Source organism: Rhizobium sp. A37_96, assembly GCF_053521765.1.
This window is the reverse complement of sequence record NZ_JBNWDS010000018.1, coordinates 58,576-79,583: the sequence shown is the minus strand read 5'-3', so window position 1 is coordinate 79,583 and position 21,008 is coordinate 58,576. Positions and strand designations below refer to the sequence as shown.

Genomic DNA, 21,008 nt, shown 5'->3' with positions numbered 1-21,008 from the left:
GCTGGCACATCAGAATATTGATTTTAGACATCAATAGGCACATCATAAGTGTCAATTATCAGAGTTCGTGCAAGACAAGCGATGTTTCAATCGTGATCACTGCCGCTCAGATGCGGGCCGCCCGGGCCCTTCTCGGTATCGACCAGCGCCAACTGGCCGAACTGGCGGGAGTTTCTGTCCCGACAATTCAGCGTATGGAAGCGAGCGTCGATGTGGTGCGCGGCAATGTCGACACCTTGATGCGTTTGCTGGCGGCATTGGAAAGCGCCGGTATCGAGGTGATCAACGAGGGCGCCGTCAGCTCGGACGGTGGGCGGGGCGTCAGGCTCCGGGCAAAGCTGAAGCCATCCGAGAGCATGGCGGCGGAACCGTCAAAGCCCCTCCCTGCCGAGAGGGATGATTCATGACATCGGTTTCAATCCTGTTGTCATGTGTGGCCGCGCTGCTGGCTACGGCTGTGCTCGCCGTGGCGATCGCCCGTTCGTCCTCGTCCACGCCTGTCGTCTACGTTGCCAGCCTGGTCTTCTCCTCCGTCGCTTTTGTTATTGCGCTTGCCTATCTCGTCATGGCTCCGCCTGCCGCCGAGGCGCCGACGCTTGTTCTTCCTCTGGGGCTGCCATGGCTCGGGAGCCATTTCCGGATCGATGCGCTTGCGGCCCTGTTCCTCGTGGTCGTCAATCTCGGTGGCGCGCTCTCCAGCCTCTACGGCCTCGGCTACGGCCGTCACGAACACGCACCGCATCGGGTATTGCCGTTCTTCCCGGCGTTTCTCGCCGGCATGAATCTTGTGATCATGGCCGATGATGCCTTCACCTGCCTCATTTCCTGGGAGTTCATGTCGCTCGCATCCTGGGCGATGGTGATGGCCCATCATCGCGACACCGGCAACCGCAAGGCCGGCTATCTCTATATCGTCATGGCAAGTTTCGGCACGCTCGCGCTGCTGCTTGCTTTCGGGCTGCTTGCCGGAGCTGCCGGAAATTATGGTTTCGCCGCGATGCGGGTATCCGGGCAAACGCCGTTCACGGCCGGTCTCGTGCTTGTCCTGCTGCTGCTGGGCGCAGGGTCCAAGGCCGGTCTCGTACCGTTGCATGTCTGGCTGCCATTGGCACATCCGGCTGCGCCGAGCCATGTTTCAGCCCTGATGAGCGGCGTCATGACCAAGGTCGCGGTCTACGCGTTCGTCCGCGTGGTGTTCGACCTGATCGGCGCGCCGGCATGGTGGTCGGGCGTCATCGTTCTCGTGCTCGGCGGCGGCACGGCTGTACTGGGCATCCTGCATGCGATGATGGAAAGCGATCTCAAGCGCCTGCTTGCCTATAGCACGATCGAGAATATCGGCGTGATCTTCGTGGGCCTCGGTCTGGCGCTCGCCTTCAAGGCGAACGGCATGGCTCCGGCGGCGACGCTGGCGCTGACCGCCGCGCTGCTCCACGTTGTCAATCATTCCTTCTTCAAGAGCCTGCTTTTCTTCGGTGCCGGCGCCGTGCTGACGGCAACGGGTGAGCGGGATATGGACAAGCTCGGCGGGCTCATCCACCGAATGCCGGTCACCAGCTTTCTGTTCCTCATCGGTTGCGTCGCGATTTCCGCCCTGCCGCCGCTCAACGGCTTCGTTTCCGAGTGGCTGGCGTTTCAGGCAATCCTGCAAAGCCCCGCTCTGCCGCAATGGGGCCTGAAGATCCTGGTGCCGGCGGTGGGCGGGCTGCTGGCCTTGTCGGCGGCGCTGGCTGCGGCCTGCTTCGTCAAGGCATTCGGCGTCACCTTTCTCGGCCGTCCTCGCACCGCCGTTGCCGAGCAGGCGCGTGAGGTCGACCGCTTCTCGCATGCGGCCATGTCCGTATTGGCAATGCTCTGCCTCCTCGTCGGCATCCTTCCGGGGATCGCGATCGACGGCCTTGCGCCGGTGACGCTATCGCTGATCGGTGAGCGGATGCCGCTGCAGGCCGATATTCCGTGGCTGTCGATCATGCCGATCGCAGAAAGCCGCAGTTCCTATAACGGCCTGCTGGTCTTCCTGTTCACCCTCTTCTCGGCATCGCTCACGGCCTATCTCATCCATCGCTTCGCTTCGCAGCGGCTCCGCCGGGCGCCGGCCTGGGATTGCGGCTTTCCCGAGGTTGGCCCGACGACGCAATACGGCGGAAGCAGCTTCGCCCAGCCCGTCCGGCGTGTCTTCGGCACGCTGATCTTCCGGGGACGCGAACGGGTCGACATGCCGGCGCCCGGCGATCCCCGTCCGGCGCATTTTTCCGTTGAGACGCATGATCTGATCTGGGAAGGGCTGTACCTGCCGATCGCAGGGGCGGTCGGCTTCGTGGCGGAAAAGCTCAATTACCTGCAGTTTCTGACGATCCGGCGCTATCTCAGCCTCGTGTTTCTCGCGCTCGTCTTCCTGCTTCTGGTGCTGGCGCTATGGTCCTGATAACGGCTCTTCTCGTCCAGGCATTGCAAATGACGCTCGTCGTACTGCTTGCGCCGATGCTGACGGGCTTCATACGCCTGGTCAAGGCGCGGTTGTTGCGCCGGCGGGGACCTTCCGTGATCCAGCCATACCGCGACCTTTTGCGGCTTTTGCGCAAGGAGGTGGTGCTGGCTGAAAACGCCTCCTGGCTGTTCAGGGTGACGCCTTATCTGATCTTCGCCGTCACATGGGTCGCAGCCGCCATCATCCCCACCTTCGCCACCGGTCTCATCTTCAGCTGGACCGCGGACCTGATCGCCATCGTCGCGTTGCTGGGCAGCGCACGCTTCTTTCTGACGCTTGCCGGCATGGATGTGGGCACCAGCTTCGGCGGCATCGGATCGAGCCGCGAGGCGATGATCGCGACGCTCGCCGAGCCTTCGATGCTGCTGATCATCTTCGTCCTTGCCCTTATCGCCGGCTCCACCCAGCTTTCGTCCATCGCCGCTTTCATGACCTCTTCGCAGGTGGGGCTTCGTGTTTCCCTGGCGATCGCTCTGATAGCCCTGGTCATGGTCGCGGTCGCCGAAAATGCCCGTATTCCGATCGACAACCCGGCGACACATCTGGAGCTCACCATGGTTCATGAAGCCATGGTGCTCGAATATTCCGGACGCCATCTTGCGATGATCGAGCTTGCGGCGTCACTCAAGCTATTGCTGTACATCTCGTTGATCGCCTGCATCTTCGTGCCGTGGAAACTGGCCGGTCCAGGGGCCGGCGCCACCGCCTATCTGGCCGGCCTGCTTGCCTATCTCGTCAAGCTTGCGGCCGGCGGCGCGCTGCTTGCATTGTTCGAAACCGCAACCGCCAAGATGCGGGTGTTCCGCGTGCCGGAATTCCTCGGCGCGGCACTCATGCTCGCGCTGCTCGCCACTCTTCTGCGGTTCGTCTCGAGGAGCCTTTGATGAACGGGCCGGTCTTCGATATTGCCCATATGCTCGCAGGCGGCCTGGTGCTCGTCAGCATGATGATGCTCTATCAGGATCGTCTTTATGCGCTCCTCAACGTCTTTGCCCTGCACTCGCTGATCCTGACGCTGTCGGTCGCCTGGCAGGCCTTCATCCAGGATGCGCCGCATCTTTACGTAACGGCGGCAATCGCTCTCGTCTTCAAGGCCATCGTCATTCCCGTGGTGCTCCACCGCATGATCCGCCAGCTCGGCATCCATCGGGAGATCGAAACGGTCGTCGGGATCGGCCCGACCATGCTCGCCGGGATCGGACTGGTCGCTCTGGCGACGGTGGTGATGCTGCGGGTGACGCCGGAGGCGGATCCGCTGGCGCGGGAGGATCTCGCCTTTGCCTTGTCGGTGCTGTTGCTCGGGCTTCTGATCATGGTCACCCGCCGCAACGCCGTCAGTCAGGTTGTCGGATTCATGTCGCTCGAAAACGGGCTGGTGCTTGCCGCAACCGGCGCCAAGGGCATGCCGCTGGTGGTCGAGATCAGCGTGGCCTTCTCGATCCTCATCGCCTTCATCGTCATCGGCGTCTTCCTGTTCCGCATCCGCGAGCGGTTCGACACCGTCGATATCCGCGCGCTGGACGACTTCAAGGGGAGGCGGCGAAAATGAGCGTTTTCTCCCCGGTCCTGGCCTTCGACGCGGTCACGGCCGTTCTCGCGATACCGATTGCCGCGGCGGCCCTGCTGGCGCTTCTGCCCGGCTACCGGATGACGGCCCGGCTGAACGTCCTCGCGAGCCTGCTGACCCTGCTTGCCGCCCTTTGCCTGTTCGTGACCGATCGCCCGGCGCCCGGACAATATCTGCTCGTGGACGATCTCAACATCGTCTTCATTGTCCTCAACACTTTCGTCGGCTTCACCACCAGCGTCTTCAGCGCCAGCTACATCGCCCACGAGCTGGAGACAGGGCGGCTGATACCAGCCAATATCCGCTTCTACCACGCAATGTATCAGATCATGATGTTCGGCATGAATCTCGCATTCGTGTCGAACAATATCGGCCTGATGTGGGTTGCGGTCGAACTTGCGACGCTGACGACCGTGCTTATGGTCGGCCTCTACCGCACGCATGAAGCGCTCGAGGCCGCCTGGAAATATTTCATTCTGGGAAGCGTCGGCATCGCCTTCGCGCTCTTCGGCACCATTCTGGTCTATCTGGCGGCGCAGCCGGTGGTGGGCGAAGGTTACGACGCCATGGTCTGGACCATCCTGATCAACCACGCAGCCGCCTTCGATCCCGCGCTTCTCAACGTCGCCTTCATCTTTCTGCTGCTCGGCTATGGCACCAAGGTCGGCCTTGCTCCGCTGCACGCATGGTTGCCGGACGCCCATGCCGAGGGGCCGACGCCGATCTCGGCGGTGCTTTCCGGCCTGCTCCTGAATGTCGCGCTCTATGCAGTGCTGCGTTTCAAGATGCTGCTGTCCGCCAGTCCCGAGGCGCTCGCGCCCGGGCCGCTGATGATGACGATGGGTCTCACCTCGCTGATCTTCGCAGCCTTCATGCTCTACCGTCGCCGCGACATCAAGCGCCTGTTCGCCTATTCCTCGATCGAGCACATGGGCATCATCGTCTTTGCCTTCGGTCTGGGCGGGCCGCTCGCCAATTTCGCCGGATTGCTGCATATGGTGATGCATTCGCTGACCAAGTCGGCGATCTTCTTCGCCGTCGGCCATATAGCCCAGGTCAAGGGAACGCAGAGGCTCTCGGCCATTCGCGGCCTGAGCGAAACGCATCCGGGGCTTGGCTGGGGTCTGCTCACCGGCGTCATCGCCATCGCCGGCCTGCCGCCGGCGGGCGTATTCATGAGCGAGTTCCTGATCGTCAGCTCGACCTTCGCCAAGCAGCCGCTGCTCGCCATCCCGCTGGTCTTCGGATTGCTGATCGCTTTCGGCGCTCTGATGCTGAGGCTGACGGGCGCGGTCTTCGGCCAGCCACGCGGCAGCACGGCGCCGGCCCAAGCGTCGTACCTGCCGATGTACGCCCATCTCGCGCTGGTGCTCGCCGCCGGCATCTACCTGCCGCCGCCGCTGGTCGCCTGGTTCCAGCATATCGCCAACCTTCTTCGATGATGCGAGGGAAAGATGTCGGCGCTGAGCGATCTGATTGAAAAGGGGGCGTCGGTTCCACATCATGCGCCGTGGCCGCGTGCTGTCGTCGATCCGGCGGTATGGACGTCGGCTGCCCTGGAGCTTGCGCAAGGGCGCTTGACCTTGCTCGGACTTTGGGGAGAGGCACGCGCGGTTCATATGGCTCTCCTCGATGAAGCCGCCGATGCGATCGCGGTCATCAGTCTTGAGGGGGTGGCGGATGGCTATCCCTCCGTTGCGCGGCATCATCCGCCCGCGCTGCGGCTGGAGCGGGCAATCCGCGACCTTACCGGGTTGGAGCCGCAGGGTCCGCCGGACATCCGTCCATGGCTCGATCATGGACGCTGGGATCTGCGCCATCCACTTGGCCAGCGGGCGGCTCCCCAGACCGAGCCCCATCCCTACACTTTCCTGCGTGCGGAGGGCGAGGGGCTGCATCAGATCCCGGTCGGCCCCGTGCATGCCGGCATCATCGAACCGGGACATTTTCGTTTCACGGCCAACGGCGAAACGGTCGTCCGTCTCGAAGAACGTCTCGGCTATGTCCACAAGGGCATCGAAGCGCTGATGGCCGGCGCGGACCTGTTGCGCGGAATGCAGCTCGCCGGGCGCACATCCGGCGACAGCACGGTTGCCTATGCCTATGCCTTTGCGCAGGCGGCGGAGGCAGCGGTCGGGCTTGATATTCCGCCCCGTGCCGTGTGGTTGCGAGCCCTGATGGCCGAGCTGGAACGGCTCGCCAACCATCTCGGCGATATCGGCGCCATCTGCAACGACGCCGCGTTCCCGCTGATGCTGGCCCATTGCGGCGTGCTGCGCGAACGTGTGCTTCGCGCCGCCGACACCGCCTTCGGCCACCGGTTGCTGCGCGACCGTATCCTTCCCGGCGGCGTTGCCACCGACCTCGGAGAAGAGGGGCGTGCCGGCTTGAAGATCCTGCTGGATGAAATTCACAGGAAATTGCCGGCCTTGGTGGAACTTTACGACAACACGGCCTCGCTTCAGGACCGGACGGTCGGAACCGGCAGGCTGCGAGGCGAATTGGCCAGGCAATATGGAGCCGGCGGCTATGTCGGGCGGGCCTCCGGGCGCGGCTTCGATGCGCGGCATATCCGGCGCTACCCGCCCTATGACCAGCTTTCCTTCGAGGTTCCCGTGCTGAACGAGGGCGATGTCAACGCTCGCGTCTGGATCCGCATTCGCGAGGTCGAGCAAAGCCTCTCGCTGCTGGGCCAGATCCTCGACAGATTGCCGGACGGTCCGATCCTGAAGGATATTCCCGTCATCGATGAGAACCGGGAGGGCATGGCGCTCGTCGAAGGCTTTCGTGGCGATGTGCTGGTCTGGCTGCGGCTGGCACGAAATGGCGGGATCGAACGCTGCCATTTACGCGATCCATCCTGGTTTCAATGGCCGCTGCTGGAGGCCGTGATCGAAGGCAATATCGTCGCGGACTTTCCACTCTGCAACAAGTCTTTCAATTGCTCCTATTCCGGTCACGATCTCTGAAGGCGACCCGTCATGCGCAAGCTTCTCTTCGAAAGTCTCATCCGGCCGCCACTGACCGAAGCTAGGCCGGCGGTTTCCGACGCTGCGATGACAGAGCTTGCCGCCGCCATCGAAAGGAGCGCGCGACGATGGCTCGGGCGCAGCCTGTCGATCCGTGCCATCGACGCCGGGTCATGCAACGGCTGCGAGCTCGAAATGCACGCCCTCAGCAACGCTTTCTACGATATCGAGCGCTTCGGGCTTCGTTTCGTCGCTTCGCCGCGCCATGCCGATGTTCTGCTGGTGACCGGCCCCGTGACGAGAAACATGGCACAGGCGCTCGAACGGACCTACAATGCCACACCTGACCCCAAATGGGTCGTAGCCCTCGGCGATTGTGGTCGTGATGGAGGTTGCTTCGCGGGCAGCTATGCCGTCCTCGGCGGGGTTTCGAAAGTCGTGCCGGTCGATCTGCATATTCCCGGATGCCCGCCTTCACCGATGGAAATCCTCAAGGGTTTGCTCGGGCTGCTAGAAAATGTGAGCAGGGAGGGCCGCGTTTCGTGACGGGCAGGTTCGATCGTTCAACTTCCGCAGGCTGGAATCATAGCCATTGCCATGCTGACCAGGGCGGCGGCGAGGCTGCTTGCGGCCATTCGGCACCGGATTGCACCATCGAGACCACCGCCACGCCGGAGGCGTGACATTGCGCTGGGCGGCAAGAGGAGTGAATGCATCGCCGGCGACCGGCTCGATGAAGGCGAGGCGCCCAATCTCCGAGGTCGAGCCGGCACGACAAAGCAATCGGCGCCGTGCCGGCTCAGCATGGGGTCGTTACGACCATATGCTCATTGCGCCGCCTGTTCGGCATCATCGAAAGCGGCGCTGAGCGTCTTGTAGAGAGCCGGATTGCGCGTGCGGATACGCAGCCCCATGGCAACCGCCCCAGCGGCAAGCAAGATGACGAGCGCCGGAAGCCCGTATACGAGCGGGTTCGTGCTCCCGGTCATCAGGTCGACATTGACGGATACCAGCAGGAACGCCCCTGCGAGCGCTATTCCGGAAAGTAACGGCGCCACACGCACCCGGAATATCGACTTGCCCTGGCGGCCGTTGCTGAACAGGCCGAAGATCGCAACGGCCACGAGCACCTGCACAAGAAGAATGCTCAATCCGCAGACGGTAACCATTCCTGAAAACACCGTCGTATAGGGGTCGGCCTTGATCAAAGCGAAAATGGCAATCACCGAAGTCACGATGATGACTTGAACCGCCCCGGCGACATAGGGCGACTTGTGCTTCTCGTGCACCTTTGCCAGGCCTTTCCAAACCAGTCCGTCGCGGCCGAAGGCGAAGAAATACCGGTTCAACGTGTTATGAAACGAAAGCAGCGCGGCAAAATAACTGGTGAGAAGAAGGATATTCATCGCATACCCGGCCCAGTTTCCGAGAATGTCCTGCAAGGCCGTCATGTAGAATGTATCGAGATTGGCTCCCGCAATGGACATGATCTTCTCTGCGCCGTAATACTGCACGATAGCCCAGCTGCAAAACGCGTAGAATACGGTGATAATGCCGACTGCCAGATAGGTTGCGCGGGGAATGGTTCTTGCGGGATCTTTGGCTTCCTCGCCGAAAATTGCCGTCGCTTCGAAACCGATGAAGGCCCCGACGACGAAGACGATCACGACGCCAATGCCCGGTGCCAGGAAATCCGTTGGCCGCAGACCCGCGCTCGTCAAGCCGTCAGGCCCTCCGCCCCTGATTAGAACGCCAATCGCGAAGAGCATCAGCAATGTGATTTCGCCGATCATGCACAGGCCGAGCAGACGTCCCGAAAAGACCACATGCTGTCTTCCGCAAAGGAAAACCACCACAAGCAGCGCCAAGGACCAGACCCACCACGGCAAAGAATAGCCCAGCGGTCCGACGGTTGCGTTCACGAACACACCGAAGATCGCGTATATGCCGATCTGGATGGTGAAATAGGCAAGAAAGGCCAGCATTGCCGCAGCCATCCCCCAAGGCCCGCCCAGCCCCTTGGTGACATAGGAGTAAAAGCCGCCTGCGCTTTTCACGAACGGTGTCATCGCCGTGAAACCTATCGCAAAGAGCAGATAGACGATCCCCAGCGTGACGAAGGCGGCCGGCACTCCGATATTGCCGAAGGCAAAGGCAGGTGGCGTTGCGCCGACAAGAGCCGACATTGGCGCAGCAGCTGCAACGACGAAAAAGACGATATGGGTAACGCCTATGGAATTCTTGTCCAATCTTCCACTTGGCGCTTCTTTCAATCCGACATTGCTCATCGAATATTCCCCTCTTGTTTTTGAGCTTATGGTAGGAAAGCAACGGCGTCTTCGTCTGGGGAAGGCGCCATTTGGCGAGAAGATGGAGATGCCTGCAACCGTTCATTTCATCGCGGTTCCACCGGCTTCCCCGATCATCCGGGTTTAGCGCGCCTTGAAGGCGCGGGCGGTCGCATCCAAGGCATCGCGCGTCATTGCGAAAACCTCGTCGATCTGACCGCGTGTGATGATCAGCGGCGGCATCAAGGTCATGGTATCGCCAATGGCGCGCAACGCCAGACCGCGGTGAAGAGCCTCCGTGCTGCAATGATCGCCCACGCGCAGCGCCTCGTCGAAAAGGACGCGCTTATCCTTGTCTGCAACGAGCTGGATGCCTGCGAACAGGCCGCAGCTGCGGACATTGCCGACAAGCGGATGGTCGGCAAGGCTTGCGACATGCTCGCCGAAGTGTTTTCCGAGCTCGGCGGCGTTTTCAACGACCTGTTCGCGCTCCATGATGCGGATGTTTTCCAGAGCAACCGCGGCGCCGACCGGATGACCGGAGTTGGTGAAGCCGTGGTAGAATTCGCCGCCCTTTTCAATCAGCAGCGATGCGATGCGGTCGCTCACCATCGTTGCCGACATCGGGAAATACGAGGATGTGATGCCCTTTGCTATTGCCATGAGGTCCGGGGCTTCGATGCCGAAGGTTTCGCAACCGAACCACTTGCCGGTTCGCCCGAAGCCGGAGACAACTTCGTCGATGACCAGGAGAACATCGTATTTCCTGCAGATTCGCTGGATTTCCGGCCAATAGGTATCCGGCGGCAAGATGGCGCCGCCGGCGCCCTGGAACGGCTCGGCGAAAAAGGCCGCGACATTCTCGGCGCCCAGCTCCAGTATCTTGTCTTCAAGCCAGCGCGCCGCCGTCAAGCCAAACTCTTCCGGAGTTTCGCCCGCTCCGTTCAAATACCAGTAAGGTGCTTCGATACGCTCTATCCCGGAGATCGGCATTCCGCCTCCGGACGTATAGAAGACCGGGTTGCCGGAAAGGCTGGTGGTTGCGATCGTGCTTCCATGGTAGGCCTGCGCCCGCGCGATGATTACCCGCTTGTCCGGCTTGCCGGCGAGGTTCCAGTAGCGATGAACCAATTTAAGGCAGGTTTCGTTGGCTTCCGAGCCCGAATTCGTAAAGAATACGTGGTTGAGCCCTTTTGGGGTCAGTTCCACCAGCTTTTCAGCCAGCTGGATCGCGGGTTCATTTGACGTCTTGAAGAAAGATTGGCTGTAGGACAGCTTTTGCATTTGCCTGGCTGCAACCTCGGCCAGCTCTTTGCGGCCATATCCCAGGGTGACACATCCCAGCCCCGCCAGTCCGTCAATTATGCGGCGGCCGTCGGTATCCCAGATGTAGACTCCCTCCGCATGATCCTGAATGCGCGAGCCTTCGGCGTGCAACTCGGCGTAATCGGTGAAAGGGTGCAGATAGTGTGAATTGTCACGGAGCTGCAGCGCGGTTATCGGCGACTTTATGGTCGAAATTTCGTTCATATGCGGGATCTCCTGCCTGGCCAGTCTTGGCATGGGAGGATGATATGAAGTCGCCGGGAAGATCTCCTGCCTGTCCGTGCAGGGTTTCTTGCCTATCCGTGCAATTCTCCGGCATTGCCTTGCGAGTTTGGCTACGTCCGACGCACCGCTCGACATTCCCGTGGCGTCAATCCGAACCGGCTGCGGAAGGCACGGCTGAAATGCGCGGAATCTTTAAAGCCCCAGGCTAGTGCAATATCGCTGATCGATCGCCCGAACATGCGGGTATCCTCGATTTCCTTCCGGCACTGATCCAGCCGGGTATCCTGGATGAAGCGCCACACGGTCGTCCCCTCGCTTTCAAACAGGTAGTAAAGATTGCGCAGCGACAATCCCTGGGCTTTCGCCGTGGTGGCAGGTGACAGCGTCGCATCGGAAAGGTGGGCCCTGATATGGGCCTTGACCCGCGACAGTGTACTCGCTTTCGTGTCGGAATCCTGAAGCGGGCCGGTCTGACTGAGCGAAAAGAGGGCGATGCCCAGCAGTTCCATCAGGTTATCCTGCAGATAATTGGCAATCAGCAGGTCATCATCGTTCTTTTCCATGACAAGCGACTGGACGTAGGAATACAGGAACCGTCCTGGCCCGCTCGTTCCGGAAAAGCCGCGGGCAGTCACACGCTCGCTGCATTTCAACCGATCCTGCAGCATCGCGCGCGGAAAATCGACGGACAGCTGTCGAAAAGGCCCATCGAACCGCATCTCATAGGGACGAGCGCTATCGTACATCGTCACTTCGCCGGGTCGCGTCACGGCCTCCCGGCCGTCTTGCAGAACCGTTCCCGTGCCCTCGAGCTGGAAATTGATTTGGATGGGGTTGTCTCCGCTGGGCCGGATATGCCTGCTTTCACGAGCGACAACCGAGCAGGTGGAACGAATGTCCGACAGAACGACATCTCCGATCTTGTGCCAATTGATCCGCCCATAGAACTGGACCGGATTTTCAATCGCCACCGTCGTTTTGGTATAGAGGTCGGAGATCGCTTCCTCCCAGAAGCGGCCTCGGCGGCCGATATGAATCTGATCTGTGGAGATGGTTCCCATCTTGGCTCTCGCCGATTTGTTCAAAGCAACCCATGAACTATCGTACACTGGCCGGCTCTTGTCGAGTTCCGTGCTCTCGATCGCAGAGAACATCCCCGAATGCTGCGTTCGAACGCCTCGCGGCCGCCGTCTTGCGCCGGATGTCGCCGGACCCGGACGGCGATTTTTGAGATTTGCACGGATAGGCAAGAAATCCTGCACGGACAGGCAGGAGATCTTCCCGGCGTCTTCATATCATCCTCCCATGCCGGCAACTGGTTTGGGAGGAGAAGAGGACCATGAACATAAGCAGCGGGACCACCGTTCAATCGATCGACCATTGGATCGGGGGCGAGCGTATCGCACCATCGAGTGGTCGCTATTTCACCGACAACAATCCGGAGGACGACACGCCCTATGCGCGGGTTGCCGAAGGCGACACGAAAGACATCGACCGCGCGGTCCAAAGCGCCCACGACGCGTTCAAGACCTACGGAAAGAGCATGACGCTGGAGCGCGAGGCGTGGCTGTCGAAGGCGGCGGCATTGGTCGAAAAATACCGTGACGACTTTCTTGACATTCTCGTCAAGGAGGTGGGCTCGCCCATCGGCAAGGCGCATTTCGAAGTCGGGTATGCGGCCGGCTGCCTACGCTCTGCGGCCGGTGTGGCGCGTCGTATCGCGGGCCAGACGATCCCTTCGGACACCCCAGGCCGGTTCGCCATGACCATCCGCCAGCCGCTCGGCGTCGTGGCGACCATCTCGCCATTCAACGTGCCGCTTTTGAAGGCGTCGAAGCTCAGCGCCTCACCGCTCGCGACGGGCAACACGGTGGTAATGCTGCCCTCCGAGGAAGCCTCGATGGTCACGAGTCGTCTCGTCGATATCTACAAGGAGGCGGGGATACCGGCCGGAGCGGTCAATATGGTGACCGGGCTCGGCGCCGATATCGGCGATGCGCTGACGACCCATCCGCTGGTCAAGGCCGTCATGTTCACCGGGTCGAGCCGCGTCGGCAAGCATATTAGTGCGCTTTGCGGATCGATGATGCGGCGCGTGCTGCTTGAACTCGGAGGCAAGAACCCGCTGGTCGTACTGGCCGATGCCGATCTCGATGCCGCGGTCGAGGGAGCCTGTATCGGGCAATTCTTCTATCAGGGTCAGGCCTGCATGGCTTCAAGCCGGATCTACGTGGAAAAGAGCATCGAGGAAGAGTTCACGCGCCGTTTCATTGCCAGAGCCGAGACCCTGGGCATGGGAGACCTCCGCGACCTGGACACATGGCTGGGGCCGATCATCTCTGGCCGTCAGCGCGAGCGTGTGCGCACACATATCGAGGACGCCCGTGCCAAAGGCGCCAAGGTGCTGACCGGTGGCGAATGGGTCGGCAACCGCTGCCGCCCGACCATCCTTTCAGGAGTGGATGAAACGATGACGGTTTGCCGTGAAGAAACCTTCGGCCCCGTTACATCGATCTATCCTGTCGCAGACCTGGACGAGGCGATCGAGCGTGCGAACGACACCAATTACGGGCTGAGCGCCGCGATCTATACGAAGGACCTCAACAAGGCCTTCCGCTATATGCAGGAAGTCAACGCGGGCATGGTTCATATCAATGCGCCCACGATCGCCGACGAGCCGCATGTGCCGTTCGGCGGCGTCGGCGACAGCGGTTTCGGCCGCGAGGGAACCGATGTCGATGTCGATACTCTCACCGAATGGAAGTGGGTCACCTTTCCAAACGGAAGCAATTGAACCCAGCGCATAAGCAGGGGCTGGTGAACGGTGGCGACCGGACAGCGCGTCGCCACCGCGCCATCGGCGTCGGCCATGCCGCCGCTATCGCGCTGTTTTTGACGAAGTACCAGACTTTCCTTCATTCGGGTCGGTTGCGACGGATACAGCGCAGAGGCCGTATCGAATGAAAGCGATGAACGTAACGAAGATGGCGGATCATGCTGAAACTCATAGTCAAGGATCGAGCGGGACAGGAACATGAAATCGCAAGAGAAAATTTCGCGAACCGCAGCCTGATGGAGATCGTGAGGGATAGTGGCGTCGAGGAAATACTCGCTGTTTGCGGCGGCTGCTGTTCCTGTTCGACCTGTCACATCTATGTCGATGATGCGGATTGGGGACGCTTGCCCGCGATGGGTGTCGATGAAGACGCTTTGCTCGATGCCTCCGATCATCGAACCCTGTCTTCCCGGTTGGCGTGCCAGATACGCTTCAGCGACGAACTGAACGGCCTGAAGATCGCCGTGGCGCCGGAGGACTAGACCATGCCGGACGACACTTTTGGCTATGTAAAGACGCGCTATGACGTTCTGATCGTGGGCGGCGGCCATGCCGGGGCACAGGCGGCGATTTCTCTGCGGCAGCTCAAGTTCCACGGATCGATCGCGATTATCGGTGACGAGCCGGAATTGCCCTACGAACGGCCGCCCCTTTCCAAGGATTATCTTTCGCGGGAAAAGACCTTCGACCGTATCCTGCTGCGCCCGGCGAGCTTCTGGGAGGAGCGGAATATCACGCTGCTGACGGGCCGCGAGGTCGACATGGTCGATCCATCGGACATGAAGATCATTGCCGACGACGGCAGCGTGATCGTCTACGGCACGTTGATATGGGCGGCCGGCGGCCGGCCCCGCCGCCTCAGATGTGCCGGCGGCGACCTTGAAGGCGTACACAACGTGCGCACGCGTGCCGATGTCGACAGGATCCAGGCGGAACTTGGCGATGTCGAAGATGTGGCCATTGTCGGCGGCGGTTATATCGGCCTGGAAACTGCCGCGGTCCTAACCGGACTCGGCAAGAAAGTGACGGTTCTCGAGGCGCAGGACAGGGTTCTGGCCCGTGTCGCCGGTCCCGCGATTTCGCGCTTCTACGAAGCACAGCACCGCGCTCATGGTGTGGATATCCGTTTCGGCGCAACGGTGGACGCGATCGAGGAAAGCGGCGGCAGGGCGTGTGGCGTACGGCTCGGTACGGGAGAAACAATCCCGTGCCAGATGGTGATCGTCGGCATCGGCATCGCCCCATCCATCGACGCATTGATTTCCGCCGGTGCGAGCTACGCCTATGGCAATGGCGTTGTCGTCGATGAGTTCTGTCGGACTACCATGCCGGACATCTATGCTGTCGGCGACTGCGCCCTTCACAACAATCCGTTTGCCGACGGTGCGCAGATCCGCCTTGAATCGGTTCAAAACGCCAGTGACATGGCTACGACCGCTGCCAAGGCGATCGTCGGTTTGCCCGAGGCTTACCGTTCCGTGCCGTGGTTCTGGTCGAACCAATACGATCTTCGGCTTCAGACGGTCGGCTTGTCGCGGGGCTACGACGAGGAGGTCGTGCGCGGCGATGTCTCGTCCCGTTCCTTCTCCGTGGCATACCTGAAACAGGGAAGGATCATCGCCTTGGACTGCGTCAATGCAGCGAAGGATTACGTGCAGGGCAAACGGCTGATCGAAGCGGGTGTCCGTGTAAGCGCGCGGGCAGTGTCGGATCCCGCCAATGCCTTGCGGGATATCGCCTAGAGCAATTCCCGCAAAAGCGTGAGCCGATCTTGCGTTTGCGACGGCATGAATCGGCATCCGCAGCAATCCAGTTCCGGGGAGGGGAGTTCCACGGTCGCCTCTTCCCGTCTGTCCTACAAAGGAGGATTCCATGCATACAGAGCCATTCGAAACACGATTGAATGACCTGGTCCATCCAGACCACGTTCATCAGGACGTCTATACCGATCCGGAGATTTTCGAGCTCGAAATGGATCGGATTTTCGGGCAGGCATGGGTCTATGTCGGCCATGAAAGCCAGGTTCCGAACGCAGGCGACTACTGGACCACGCTGATCGGCCGGGATCCGGTCCTCATGGTCCGTGACAAGTCGGGCGCGGTCAATGTCCTGCACAACCGCTGCCCGCATAAAGGCGCCAAAGTCGTTTCCGAAGGCTGCGGCAACGCCGGGCCGCTCTTCCGCTGCCCCTATCATGCCTGGACCTTCAAGCTGGATGGTTCGCTGCTGGGCGTCCCGCACCGCAGCTGGTACGAGGGCACCGGTTTCGATCCGAAGGGCGAAAGCTTCTCGATGTCTTCGGTTGCTCGCGTCGCATCTCATCGCGGTTTCGTCTTTGCCAGCCTGAGCAGGGAAGGGCCGGACCTGAGGACCTTCCTCGGCGGCGCGATCAGCACGCTCGACAACTTTGCCGACCGCGCTCCGGAGGGAAAGGTCCAGGTTGCGGGCGGGGTTCAGCGCGTCTGGCAGGAAAACAACTGGAAACTGTTTCTGGAAAACATGAATGACACCGCGCACGCTCCCGCAACGCACGAGTCGTCATGGGCCGCCGCCAAGCAGACGGCGCAGAGCCGTTTCGGCGGAAAGTCGCCGTTCCAGCTGCACATCATCGAGGGCAACGGCGAACCGAATGCCTTCTGGGAATCGCTCGATTTCCGCTGCTATGACTATGGCCACAGCTACTTCGACGCGATCTTCAATGCGCCGGGCGACCGCATTTCGCTTGAGTATCGCCAGCAACTGGACACTGCCTATGGCAAGGAACGCGCGGAAGAAATCCTCAAGCTGAACCGTCACAATACGGTGTTCTATCCAAGCTGTTCGCCTCATGTCGGCTTTCAGCAGATGCGCGTCATTCGCCCGATCTCGGTCGGTCGCACAATGATCGAGTTCTTCACATTCCGCCTGATGGGCACCAATGACGAGTTCTTCCAGAGAACTATCAGCTACACCAATATCGTCAACTCGCCCTCCTCATTGGTCATGGTGGACGACGTCGATCTCTATCGCCGCTGCCAGGAAGGGATGCATTCCGATGGCGGCAAGTGGATCAGCCACCACCGCAACTACGGCAGAGACATTAAAGGCGATCACGAGATCATCGGTAAAGGCGTGACCGAGCTTCCGATGCGCAACCAGTTCCGCGCATGGCGCGAATACATGCAAGCACCGGGCGGCGGTGATGGCCGCGCCGCAACCGCAGCAGAATAGGGGAGCCGAGGATGACAACGTCCAATACCCAGAAAACCGGAGTGGCGGTGGACATGGCCACCACGCCGGACTTCCATCACGAGATCGAGCAGTATCTCTATCACGAGGCCGCACTTCTGGACGATCGCGAATGGGACAGGTGGGAAGCCCTCTTTGCCGATGGCGGCACCTATTGGGTGCCACTCGCTCATGGCCAGACGGATGCGCTCAACCACGCCTCGCTCTTCTACGAGGATGCCGTGATGCGTGAAGTCAGGCGCCGGCGGCTGAACCATGTGCGCGCGTGGTCGCAATCGCCCGTGACCCGGACCGCCCGCATCGTCGGAAACGTGATGATCGTCCGTGGATCGCGCATCGCCGGCGAACTGATCGTCCGCTCGACCTTCCAGCTGACGGAATGGTGCGCGCGGCGTGATCAGCGCCAGCTTGCCGGGCACTACACACATTCGCTCGTTCTCATCGAAGACGAATGGCGCATCAAGCAGAAGCGTGTGGACCTCATCAATTGCGACGGCGTTCACAACGCCCTGGAGGTTTTCATTTGATCGACCGGACACCAACCCTTCAGGCCACGGTACTGGTCGTTCTTCACTATCAAAACGATGTCCTTCATCCCGATGGCAGGATAAGGCTTGGCTTTGGCGAAGGCGGGACCAACAGAGAGAAGGTGCTGATGGCCGCGGAGCGGTTGCTCGGTGGCGCGCGGGCGGCATCCATTCCCGTCGTTCACGTCCGCACCGCCCGTCCACCCACCTCGAAATCCTTCTTCGAGAACGCGCCCATATTCCGCAATGTGGTCGCCAACGGCGCTGTCATAGAGGGTGAATGGGGCTCCGAATTTTTCAAGGGCCTCGGCCCCGTCGGCCGCGAGGCCGTCGTGGTCCATAACCGCGTCAACGGCTTTTATGATTCTGCGCTTGAGATGCGCCTTCGCGAGCTTGGCGCGACGCATCTCGTCCTGGCGGGCGTGGCAACCAACTCATGTGTCGAGCACACCGCCCGGCACGCAGCCGACATGGGATATGTCGTGACGGTTGCCCAGGATGCCTGTTCGGCCGCCAGCGCCGACGTGCATGAAGCGGCTCTGTTCAATATCGGGCTGATCGGCGCGGTGGCCGATGTCGACGATCTGATCAAGGCTGGTTTCCGATGATCCGGCTCGATGGACGCAGTTTCATAGTAACGGGTGCCACGCAAGGGCTGGGTGCGGATATTGCCGAATGCCTGCTGGAAGCGGGAGCGAAAGTGGCTCTGGTGGGGCGGGAGCGGCCAAAGGGCGAGGAACTCGCGCGCCGCCTGGGGCCGGACGCGCATTTTATCGAGGCCGACCTGTCGGACGACGACGCGATCGACCGATGCGTAAGCGAGGTAGTCCGGCTGTTCGGCAGGATCGATGGCCTGGTCAACAACGCCTGCATGTATGACGATCCGGGCCTGAAGGCGACGCGGCAGGACTGGATCCGGCTCCTCAACGTGAACCTGATCGGGGCCGCGATCATCAGCGCCAAAGTTTCCGATTGCATGCCGGACGAAGGAGGGGTGATCGTCAATATCGGCAGCATCGGAGGCAAGTCGGGCGCGGTCGACCGGATGCTCTATCCGGCCTCGAAAGCAGCCTTGCTGCAGATTACGAAGAACCTGGCCGTGACGCTGGCCGGGCGGAAGATCCGCGTCCTGTCGGTTTCGCCGGCCGTAACCTGGTCGCCCAGCGTCGAATCCTCGACCGGCTCGATAGAGGTCGCGGATCGGCGGGCGGCCGTTCTGCATCCACTCGGCCGCGTCGGGCGAGGGCGGGAGGTCGCCAACGCCGTCGTCTTTGCATGCTCCGACCTTGCAAGCTTCATCACCGGTTGCGACATTGCCGTCGATGGCGGCTATACGAGTCTTGGGCCCGATCAGGGTCTCGGGCCCCGCCCTTGGATGAGTGGAACGGCCGGTCGTGAATAGGGGCGGGCTGTCAGGCGGCTTCCGGAAGTCATGGAATGTCATCCGACGACGGGAGAGTGTGACGCTGTGCTGCGCATCGTCACGGCCGACCATCTGACCGGTATCGCGAGCGTGTTGAACGTGAAGATCGAGGTGCCGATGGAGACACCGACGCGAAGCTTTGAGTTATCCTTGGCGTCTTAGTTTCCGGGGTACCCAAGCCAACCGCGCACCGAGGCGATGATGCTTTGTCTCATCTCGGAGACCCAGTTTCGCACAATCTCAACGCGATCCATGATCCATTTGAGCCAGCCGTAAGTGAGCAGCTTCTCGCGGCCTGCGTGGAAGAGGCGTTCAACCAAGAGGAAGCTCATCAGATATGCCAATGCGATTATCACGAGCCCGGAGATCACATGCCCCCTGGCGATAACGAACAAGGCATAAATCTTCAGCGGCTCGGCAATCGCAAGCGGCACGACGAACAATATGAGGATGACAGCTCGTGGCAACGAACCAACAAACTCGCCGAAGTGCTGCACGATGGAGAGTGAGGAGAACCACGTCACGAATGGCCGGTACAGCGGCCGGGCGACCTCGCTGATAATCACGAACACGGCTATGACGAGCTGCAAGGGTAGCAGAAGGATTTGCCAGCCAGACCGGCTTCGGTGTTCGATGACCATCTCTCAATGCCTCAAATTGCTATCACATGACCGACTGTTGCCGGGATGTCATGGGTCTGGAATCGAATGCAATCGTTGCCCCACGGGCACCGTTGACGGCGCCCAAGGCCTTCATACGGTATCGAGGAGATCTTTCGCGGGCTTACACCTCGGTTTGAACGGGCTTTCGAAGATCACCATGCGCCGACGAGGGAATTGCCGACAAGCGGCACAACGTTGGTTTTGCCGCCCTGGTCCCGAACGGTAATTGATGCCTGCATTTTCTTGGGAGACTTGCGAAACCAGTTCGTGGCGACGGTGGCGAGATCTCCGATCATCGGATGCTTGCGCCAGTCTGCGAAGCGACGGTTCGTTGCCTCAGGCTCGGAGCGATAGAAGAAATCTCCGGATTGGCCGAGATCGTTGATGGACGGGGCCATGGACGAAAGCGGACGCTGAAACATCCTTGAAGGTATCACCAAATCCGGCGCGCTCTCCGGGAAGGCGGGGGTCATGAAGTCGATTGCCCAACCGTCCGCTTCGACCCAGCAGTGGAAATTCTCACCGGCACCGGAGACGTAGCCATCGTCGCGCTGGTCTGCGAAAAGGATGTGCTTTCCTTCAAGATTATAGGCGGCGAGACCGCCTTTCGGCTTTGCATTCACCTTGAAATGATGTTCGAGGATGAAGGCACCAAAGGTGCTAAAATACATCGACGCCGTAGCGGGATTGGCGTTTTCGTTGATCAGCAGGCTGTTGATGACCCGGTAGATTCGATGGTAGTCGCTTTGCGTGATCAACATGATCCTTCGCCCCTGAACCCACAATATCGACATTCCCGTAAGCGACTGCGGCGGCCATGTAAACCGCACATGTGACTATTTGCGGCCGCTTACGAGGGGAGGTGCGTTTCGCAAATCGATTGCGACGTTGTTCCGAACCGCTTTGCCAAGAAATATACGAGATCCCTGGCTTCATCCCGATAGACATCGGCAAGAGCGCTGCTCTGATCCGATGCCATCGCCACGAATTCAGCAAACTCGACCAGGCACACGCCCGCCACTTCCGCGCTGTCGACCGCCACATCCGAAAGCGCGAAATCTCCCCATGCCGCATACACATCGTTAAACTGTCGATCAATGTATTCTTCGCTCAGGACCGCGTCGCGTCGGTACGAGAATAAGAAGCGGGTCGACACTCTCTCGCGCGAAAGACCAAGCTCCTCTTCCAGCTCTCTTTCGACCGTGTCCATGCTGGTTTCTCCCGCATCCACATGGCCCAGCACGGAAATTGTTAGTGCACCCGGAAAGTGATCGACCGTCGATGCGCGGCGCTGGAGAAGTAACCGACCTTTCGTGTCGAATAAATATAGGTGCACAACCCTATGTAACTTCCCCAGCCGATGGGTGTCCGATCGAGAAAGCACCTCACCGGTCCTCAACCCCGACTCGTCCAATACATCAATCGCATTCTTCATGATGCTTAAGCCTCTCCCGTTTCATCACTGCTTT

The 21,008-nt window shown here is 60.6% G+C and carries 20 protein-coding genes and 1 pseudogene; 15 read left to right on the top strand and 6 right to left on the bottom strand.

What is annotated here, in order from left to right:
- Positions 1-17 precede the first annotated feature (17 nt).
- From ACQZ6J_RS29585 to ACQZ6J_RS29555, 7 genes are read left to right on the top strand one after another with little or no spacing between them, the layout of a single operon-like run.
- Positions 18-407: a helix-turn-helix domain-containing protein gene (locus ACQZ6J_RS29585; RefSeq protein WP_449086640.1), complete on the top strand. Its 390-nt coding sequence runs from the start codon at positions 18-20 to the stop codon at positions 405-407.
- The gene (hyfB, locus tag ACQZ6J_RS29580; protein WP_449086639.1) at positions 404-2,425 is read left to right on the top strand and encodes a hydrogenase 4 subunit B; all 2,022 of its coding nucleotides are present in this window, start codon (positions 404-406) and stop codon (positions 2,423-2,425) included. Before ACQZ6J_RS29585 ends, hyfB begins: the two co-directional genes overlap by 4 nt.
- Positions 2,416-3,372, top strand: a complete 957-nt coding sequence (locus ACQZ6J_RS29575; protein WP_449086638.1) for a respiratory chain complex I subunit 1 family protein — start codon at positions 2,416-2,418, stop codon at positions 3,370-3,372. The genes hyfB and ACQZ6J_RS29575 overlap by 10 nt, the downstream gene beginning before the upstream one ends.
- On the top strand, positions 3,372-4,037 hold the full coding sequence (locus ACQZ6J_RS29570; RefSeq protein WP_449086637.1) for a hydrogenase-4 component E: 666 nt from the start codon (positions 3,372-3,374) through the stop codon (positions 4,035-4,037). Before ACQZ6J_RS29575 ends, ACQZ6J_RS29570 begins: the two co-directional genes overlap by 1 nt.
- Positions 4,034-5,497, top strand: coding sequence for a hydrogenase 4 subunit F (locus ACQZ6J_RS29565; protein WP_449086636.1), 1,464 nt, complete (start codon positions 4,034-4,036; stop codon positions 5,495-5,497). Before ACQZ6J_RS29570 ends, ACQZ6J_RS29565 begins: the two co-directional genes overlap by 4 nt.
- A 12-nt stretch (positions 5,498-5,509) precedes the next feature.
- On the top strand, positions 5,510-7,024 hold the full coding sequence (locus ACQZ6J_RS29560) for a hydrogenase large subunit (RefSeq protein WP_449086635.1): 1,515 nt from the start codon (positions 5,510-5,512) through the stop codon (positions 7,022-7,024).
- Positions 7,025-7,036: 12 nt separating this feature from the next.
- Entirely contained in the window at positions 7,037-7,570 is a 534-nt protein-coding gene (locus ACQZ6J_RS29555) for an NADH-quinone oxidoreductase subunit B family protein (RefSeq protein WP_449086634.1), read from the top strand.
- Between the two features lie 281 nt (positions 7,571-7,851).
- Here ACQZ6J_RS29555 and ACQZ6J_RS29550 read toward each other — a convergent pair whose 3' ends face one another.
- From ACQZ6J_RS29550 to ACQZ6J_RS29540, 3 genes are all read right to left on the bottom strand, one after another.
- Complete coding sequence (locus ACQZ6J_RS29550; RefSeq protein ID WP_449086633.1) at positions 7,852-9,312, bottom strand: APC family permease; 1,461 nt, start codon at positions 9,310-9,312, stop codon at positions 7,852-7,854.
- A gap of 144 nt (positions 9,313-9,456) precedes the next feature.
- Positions 9,457-10,842, bottom strand: coding sequence for an aminotransferase (locus ACQZ6J_RS29545; RefSeq protein ID WP_449086632.1), 1,386 nt, complete (start codon positions 10,840-10,842; stop codon positions 9,457-9,459).
- A 131-nt stretch (positions 10,843-10,973) separates the two neighbouring features.
- Entirely contained in the window at positions 10,974-11,924 is a 951-nt protein-coding gene (locus tag ACQZ6J_RS29540) for an AraC-like ligand-binding domain-containing protein (protein ID WP_163990702.1), read from the bottom strand.
- Positions 11,925-12,202: 278 nt separating this feature from the next.
- Here ACQZ6J_RS29540 and ACQZ6J_RS29535 point away from each other — a divergent pair, with 278 nt between their 5' ends.
- From ACQZ6J_RS29535 to ACQZ6J_RS29500, 8 genes and pseudogenes are all read left to right on the top strand, one after another.
- Complete coding sequence (locus ACQZ6J_RS29535) at positions 12,203-13,657, top strand: aldehyde dehydrogenase family protein (protein WP_449086631.1); 1,455 nt, start codon at positions 12,203-12,205, stop codon at positions 13,655-13,657.
- Positions 13,658-13,857: 200 nt separating this feature from the next.
- Positions 13,858-14,181, top strand: a complete 324-nt coding sequence (locus tag ACQZ6J_RS29530; RefSeq protein WP_163990706.1) for a 2Fe-2S iron-sulfur cluster-binding protein — start codon at positions 13,858-13,860, stop codon at positions 14,179-14,181.
- Positions 14,182-14,184: 3 nt separating this feature from the next.
- Positions 14,185-15,441, top strand: a complete 1,257-nt coding sequence (locus ACQZ6J_RS29525) for an NAD(P)/FAD-dependent oxidoreductase (RefSeq protein WP_449086630.1) — start codon at positions 14,185-14,187, stop codon at positions 15,439-15,441.
- Between the two features lie 130 nt (positions 15,442-15,571).
- Positions 15,572-16,909 (top strand): aromatic ring-hydroxylating dioxygenase subunit alpha, encoded by a 1,338-nt coding sequence (locus tag ACQZ6J_RS29520; RefSeq protein ID WP_449086629.1) that lies wholly within the window; start codon positions 15,572-15,574, stop codon positions 16,907-16,909.
- 11 nt (positions 16,910-16,920) lie between these two features.
- Positions 16,921-17,454 carry an aromatic-ring-hydroxylating dioxygenase subunit beta gene (locus ACQZ6J_RS29515; protein ID WP_449086628.1) on the top strand — a complete coding sequence of 178 codons (534 nt, stop codon included), beginning with the start codon at positions 16,921-16,923 and terminating at the stop codon, positions 17,452-17,454.
- A complete protein-coding gene (locus ACQZ6J_RS29510; RefSeq protein ID WP_449086627.1) occupies positions 17,451-18,062 on the top strand; it encodes a cysteine hydrolase family protein in 612 nt (203 codons plus the stop codon). Before ACQZ6J_RS29515 ends, ACQZ6J_RS29510 begins: the two co-directional genes overlap by 4 nt.
- The gene (locus tag ACQZ6J_RS29505; protein ID WP_449086626.1) at positions 18,059-18,856 is read left to right on the top strand and encodes an SDR family oxidoreductase; all 798 of its coding nucleotides are present in this window, start codon (positions 18,059-18,061) and stop codon (positions 18,854-18,856) included. The genes ACQZ6J_RS29510 and ACQZ6J_RS29505 overlap by 4 nt, the downstream gene beginning before the upstream one ends.
- A gap of 6 nt (positions 18,857-18,862) precedes the next feature.
- Positions 18,863-19,039, top strand: a pseudogene (locus tag ACQZ6J_RS29500) (Lrp/AsnC ligand binding domain-containing protein); the annotation flags it as partial.
- Here ACQZ6J_RS29500 and ACQZ6J_RS29495 read toward each other — a convergent pair.
- From ACQZ6J_RS29495 to ACQZ6J_RS29485, 3 genes are all read right to left on the bottom strand, one after another.
- Positions 19,036-19,518 carry a hypothetical protein gene (locus ACQZ6J_RS29495; RefSeq protein ID WP_449086625.1) on the bottom strand — a complete coding sequence of 161 codons (483 nt, stop codon included), beginning with the start codon at positions 19,516-19,518 and terminating at the stop codon, positions 19,036-19,038. The pseudogene ACQZ6J_RS29500 and the gene ACQZ6J_RS29495 sit on opposite strands and share 4 nt — an antisense overlap.
- A gap of 173 nt (positions 19,519-19,691) precedes the next feature.
- Entirely contained in the window at positions 19,692-20,300 is a 609-nt protein-coding gene (locus ACQZ6J_RS29490) for a DUF2026 domain-containing protein (protein ID WP_449086624.1), read from the bottom strand.
- 89 nt (positions 20,301-20,389) lie between these two features.
- Positions 20,390-20,974 carry an NUDIX hydrolase gene (locus tag ACQZ6J_RS29485; RefSeq protein WP_449086623.1) on the bottom strand — a complete coding sequence of 195 codons (585 nt, stop codon included), beginning with the start codon at positions 20,972-20,974 and terminating at the stop codon, positions 20,390-20,392.
- Positions 20,975-21,008: the final 34 nt, after the last annotated feature.

What these genes read in the sequence shown, in the direction of transcription:
- ACQZ6J_RS29550 (WP_449086633.1), bottom strand. Translation starts at nt 9,312, where the DNA reads ATGAGCAATGTCGGATTGAAAGAAGCGCCAAGTGGAAGATTGGACAAG.
- ACQZ6J_RS29530 (WP_163990706.1), top strand. Translation starts at nt 13,858, where the DNA reads ATGCTGAAACTCATAGTCAAGGATCGAGCGGGACAGGAACATGAAATC.
- ACQZ6J_RS29575 (WP_449086638.1), top strand. Translation starts at nt 2,416, where the DNA reads ATGGTCCTGATAACGGCTCTTCTCGTCCAGGCATTGCAAATGACGCTC.
- ACQZ6J_RS29485 (WP_449086623.1), bottom strand. Translation starts at nt 20,974, where the DNA reads ATGAAGAATGCGATTGATGTATTGGACGAGTCGGGGTTGAGGACCGGT.
- ACQZ6J_RS29535 (WP_449086631.1), top strand. Translation starts at nt 12,203, where the DNA reads ATGAACATAAGCAGCGGGACCACCGTTCAATCGATCGACCATTGGATC.
- ACQZ6J_RS29565 (WP_449086636.1), top strand. Translation starts at nt 4,034, where the DNA reads ATGAGCGTTTTCTCCCCGGTCCTGGCCTTCGACGCGGTCACGGCCGTT.
- ACQZ6J_RS29570 (WP_449086637.1), top strand. Translation starts at nt 3,372, where the DNA reads ATGAACGGGCCGGTCTTCGATATTGCCCATATGCTCGCAGGCGGCCTG.
- ACQZ6J_RS29555 (WP_449086634.1), top strand. Translation starts at nt 7,037, where the DNA reads ATGCGCAAGCTTCTCTTCGAAAGTCTCATCCGGCCGCCACTGACCGAA.
- ACQZ6J_RS29520 (WP_449086629.1), top strand. Translation starts at nt 15,572, where the DNA reads ATGCATACAGAGCCATTCGAAACACGATTGAATGACCTGGTCCATCCA.
- ACQZ6J_RS29525 (WP_449086630.1), top strand. Translation starts at nt 14,185, where the DNA reads ATGCCGGACGACACTTTTGGCTATGTAAAGACGCGCTATGACGTTCTG.
- ACQZ6J_RS29495 (WP_449086625.1), bottom strand. Translation starts at nt 19,518, where the DNA reads ATGGTCATCGAACACCGAAGCCGGTCTGGCTGGCAAATCCTTCTGCTA.
- ACQZ6J_RS29490 (WP_449086624.1), bottom strand. Translation starts at nt 20,300, where the DNA reads ATGTTGATCACGCAAAGCGACTACCATCGAATCTACCGGGTCATCAAC.
- ACQZ6J_RS29515 (WP_449086628.1), top strand. Translation starts at nt 16,921, where the DNA reads ATGACAACGTCCAATACCCAGAAAACCGGAGTGGCGGTGGACATGGCC.
- ACQZ6J_RS29540 (WP_163990702.1), bottom strand. Translation starts at nt 11,924, where the DNA reads ATGGGAACCATCTCCACAGATCAGATTCATATCGGCCGCCGAGGCCGC.
- ACQZ6J_RS29560 (WP_449086635.1), top strand. Translation starts at nt 5,510, where the DNA reads ATGTCGGCGCTGAGCGATCTGATTGAAAAGGGGGCGTCGGTTCCACAT.
- ACQZ6J_RS29545 (WP_449086632.1), bottom strand. Translation starts at nt 10,842, where the DNA reads ATGAACGAAATTTCGACCATAAAGTCGCCGATAACCGCGCTGCAGCTC.
- ACQZ6J_RS29505 (WP_449086626.1), top strand. Translation starts at nt 18,059, where the DNA reads ATGATCCGGCTCGATGGACGCAGTTTCATAGTAACGGGTGCCACGCAA.
- hyfB (WP_449086639.1), top strand. Translation starts at nt 404, where the DNA reads ATGACATCGGTTTCAATCCTGTTGTCATGTGTGGCCGCGCTGCTGGCT.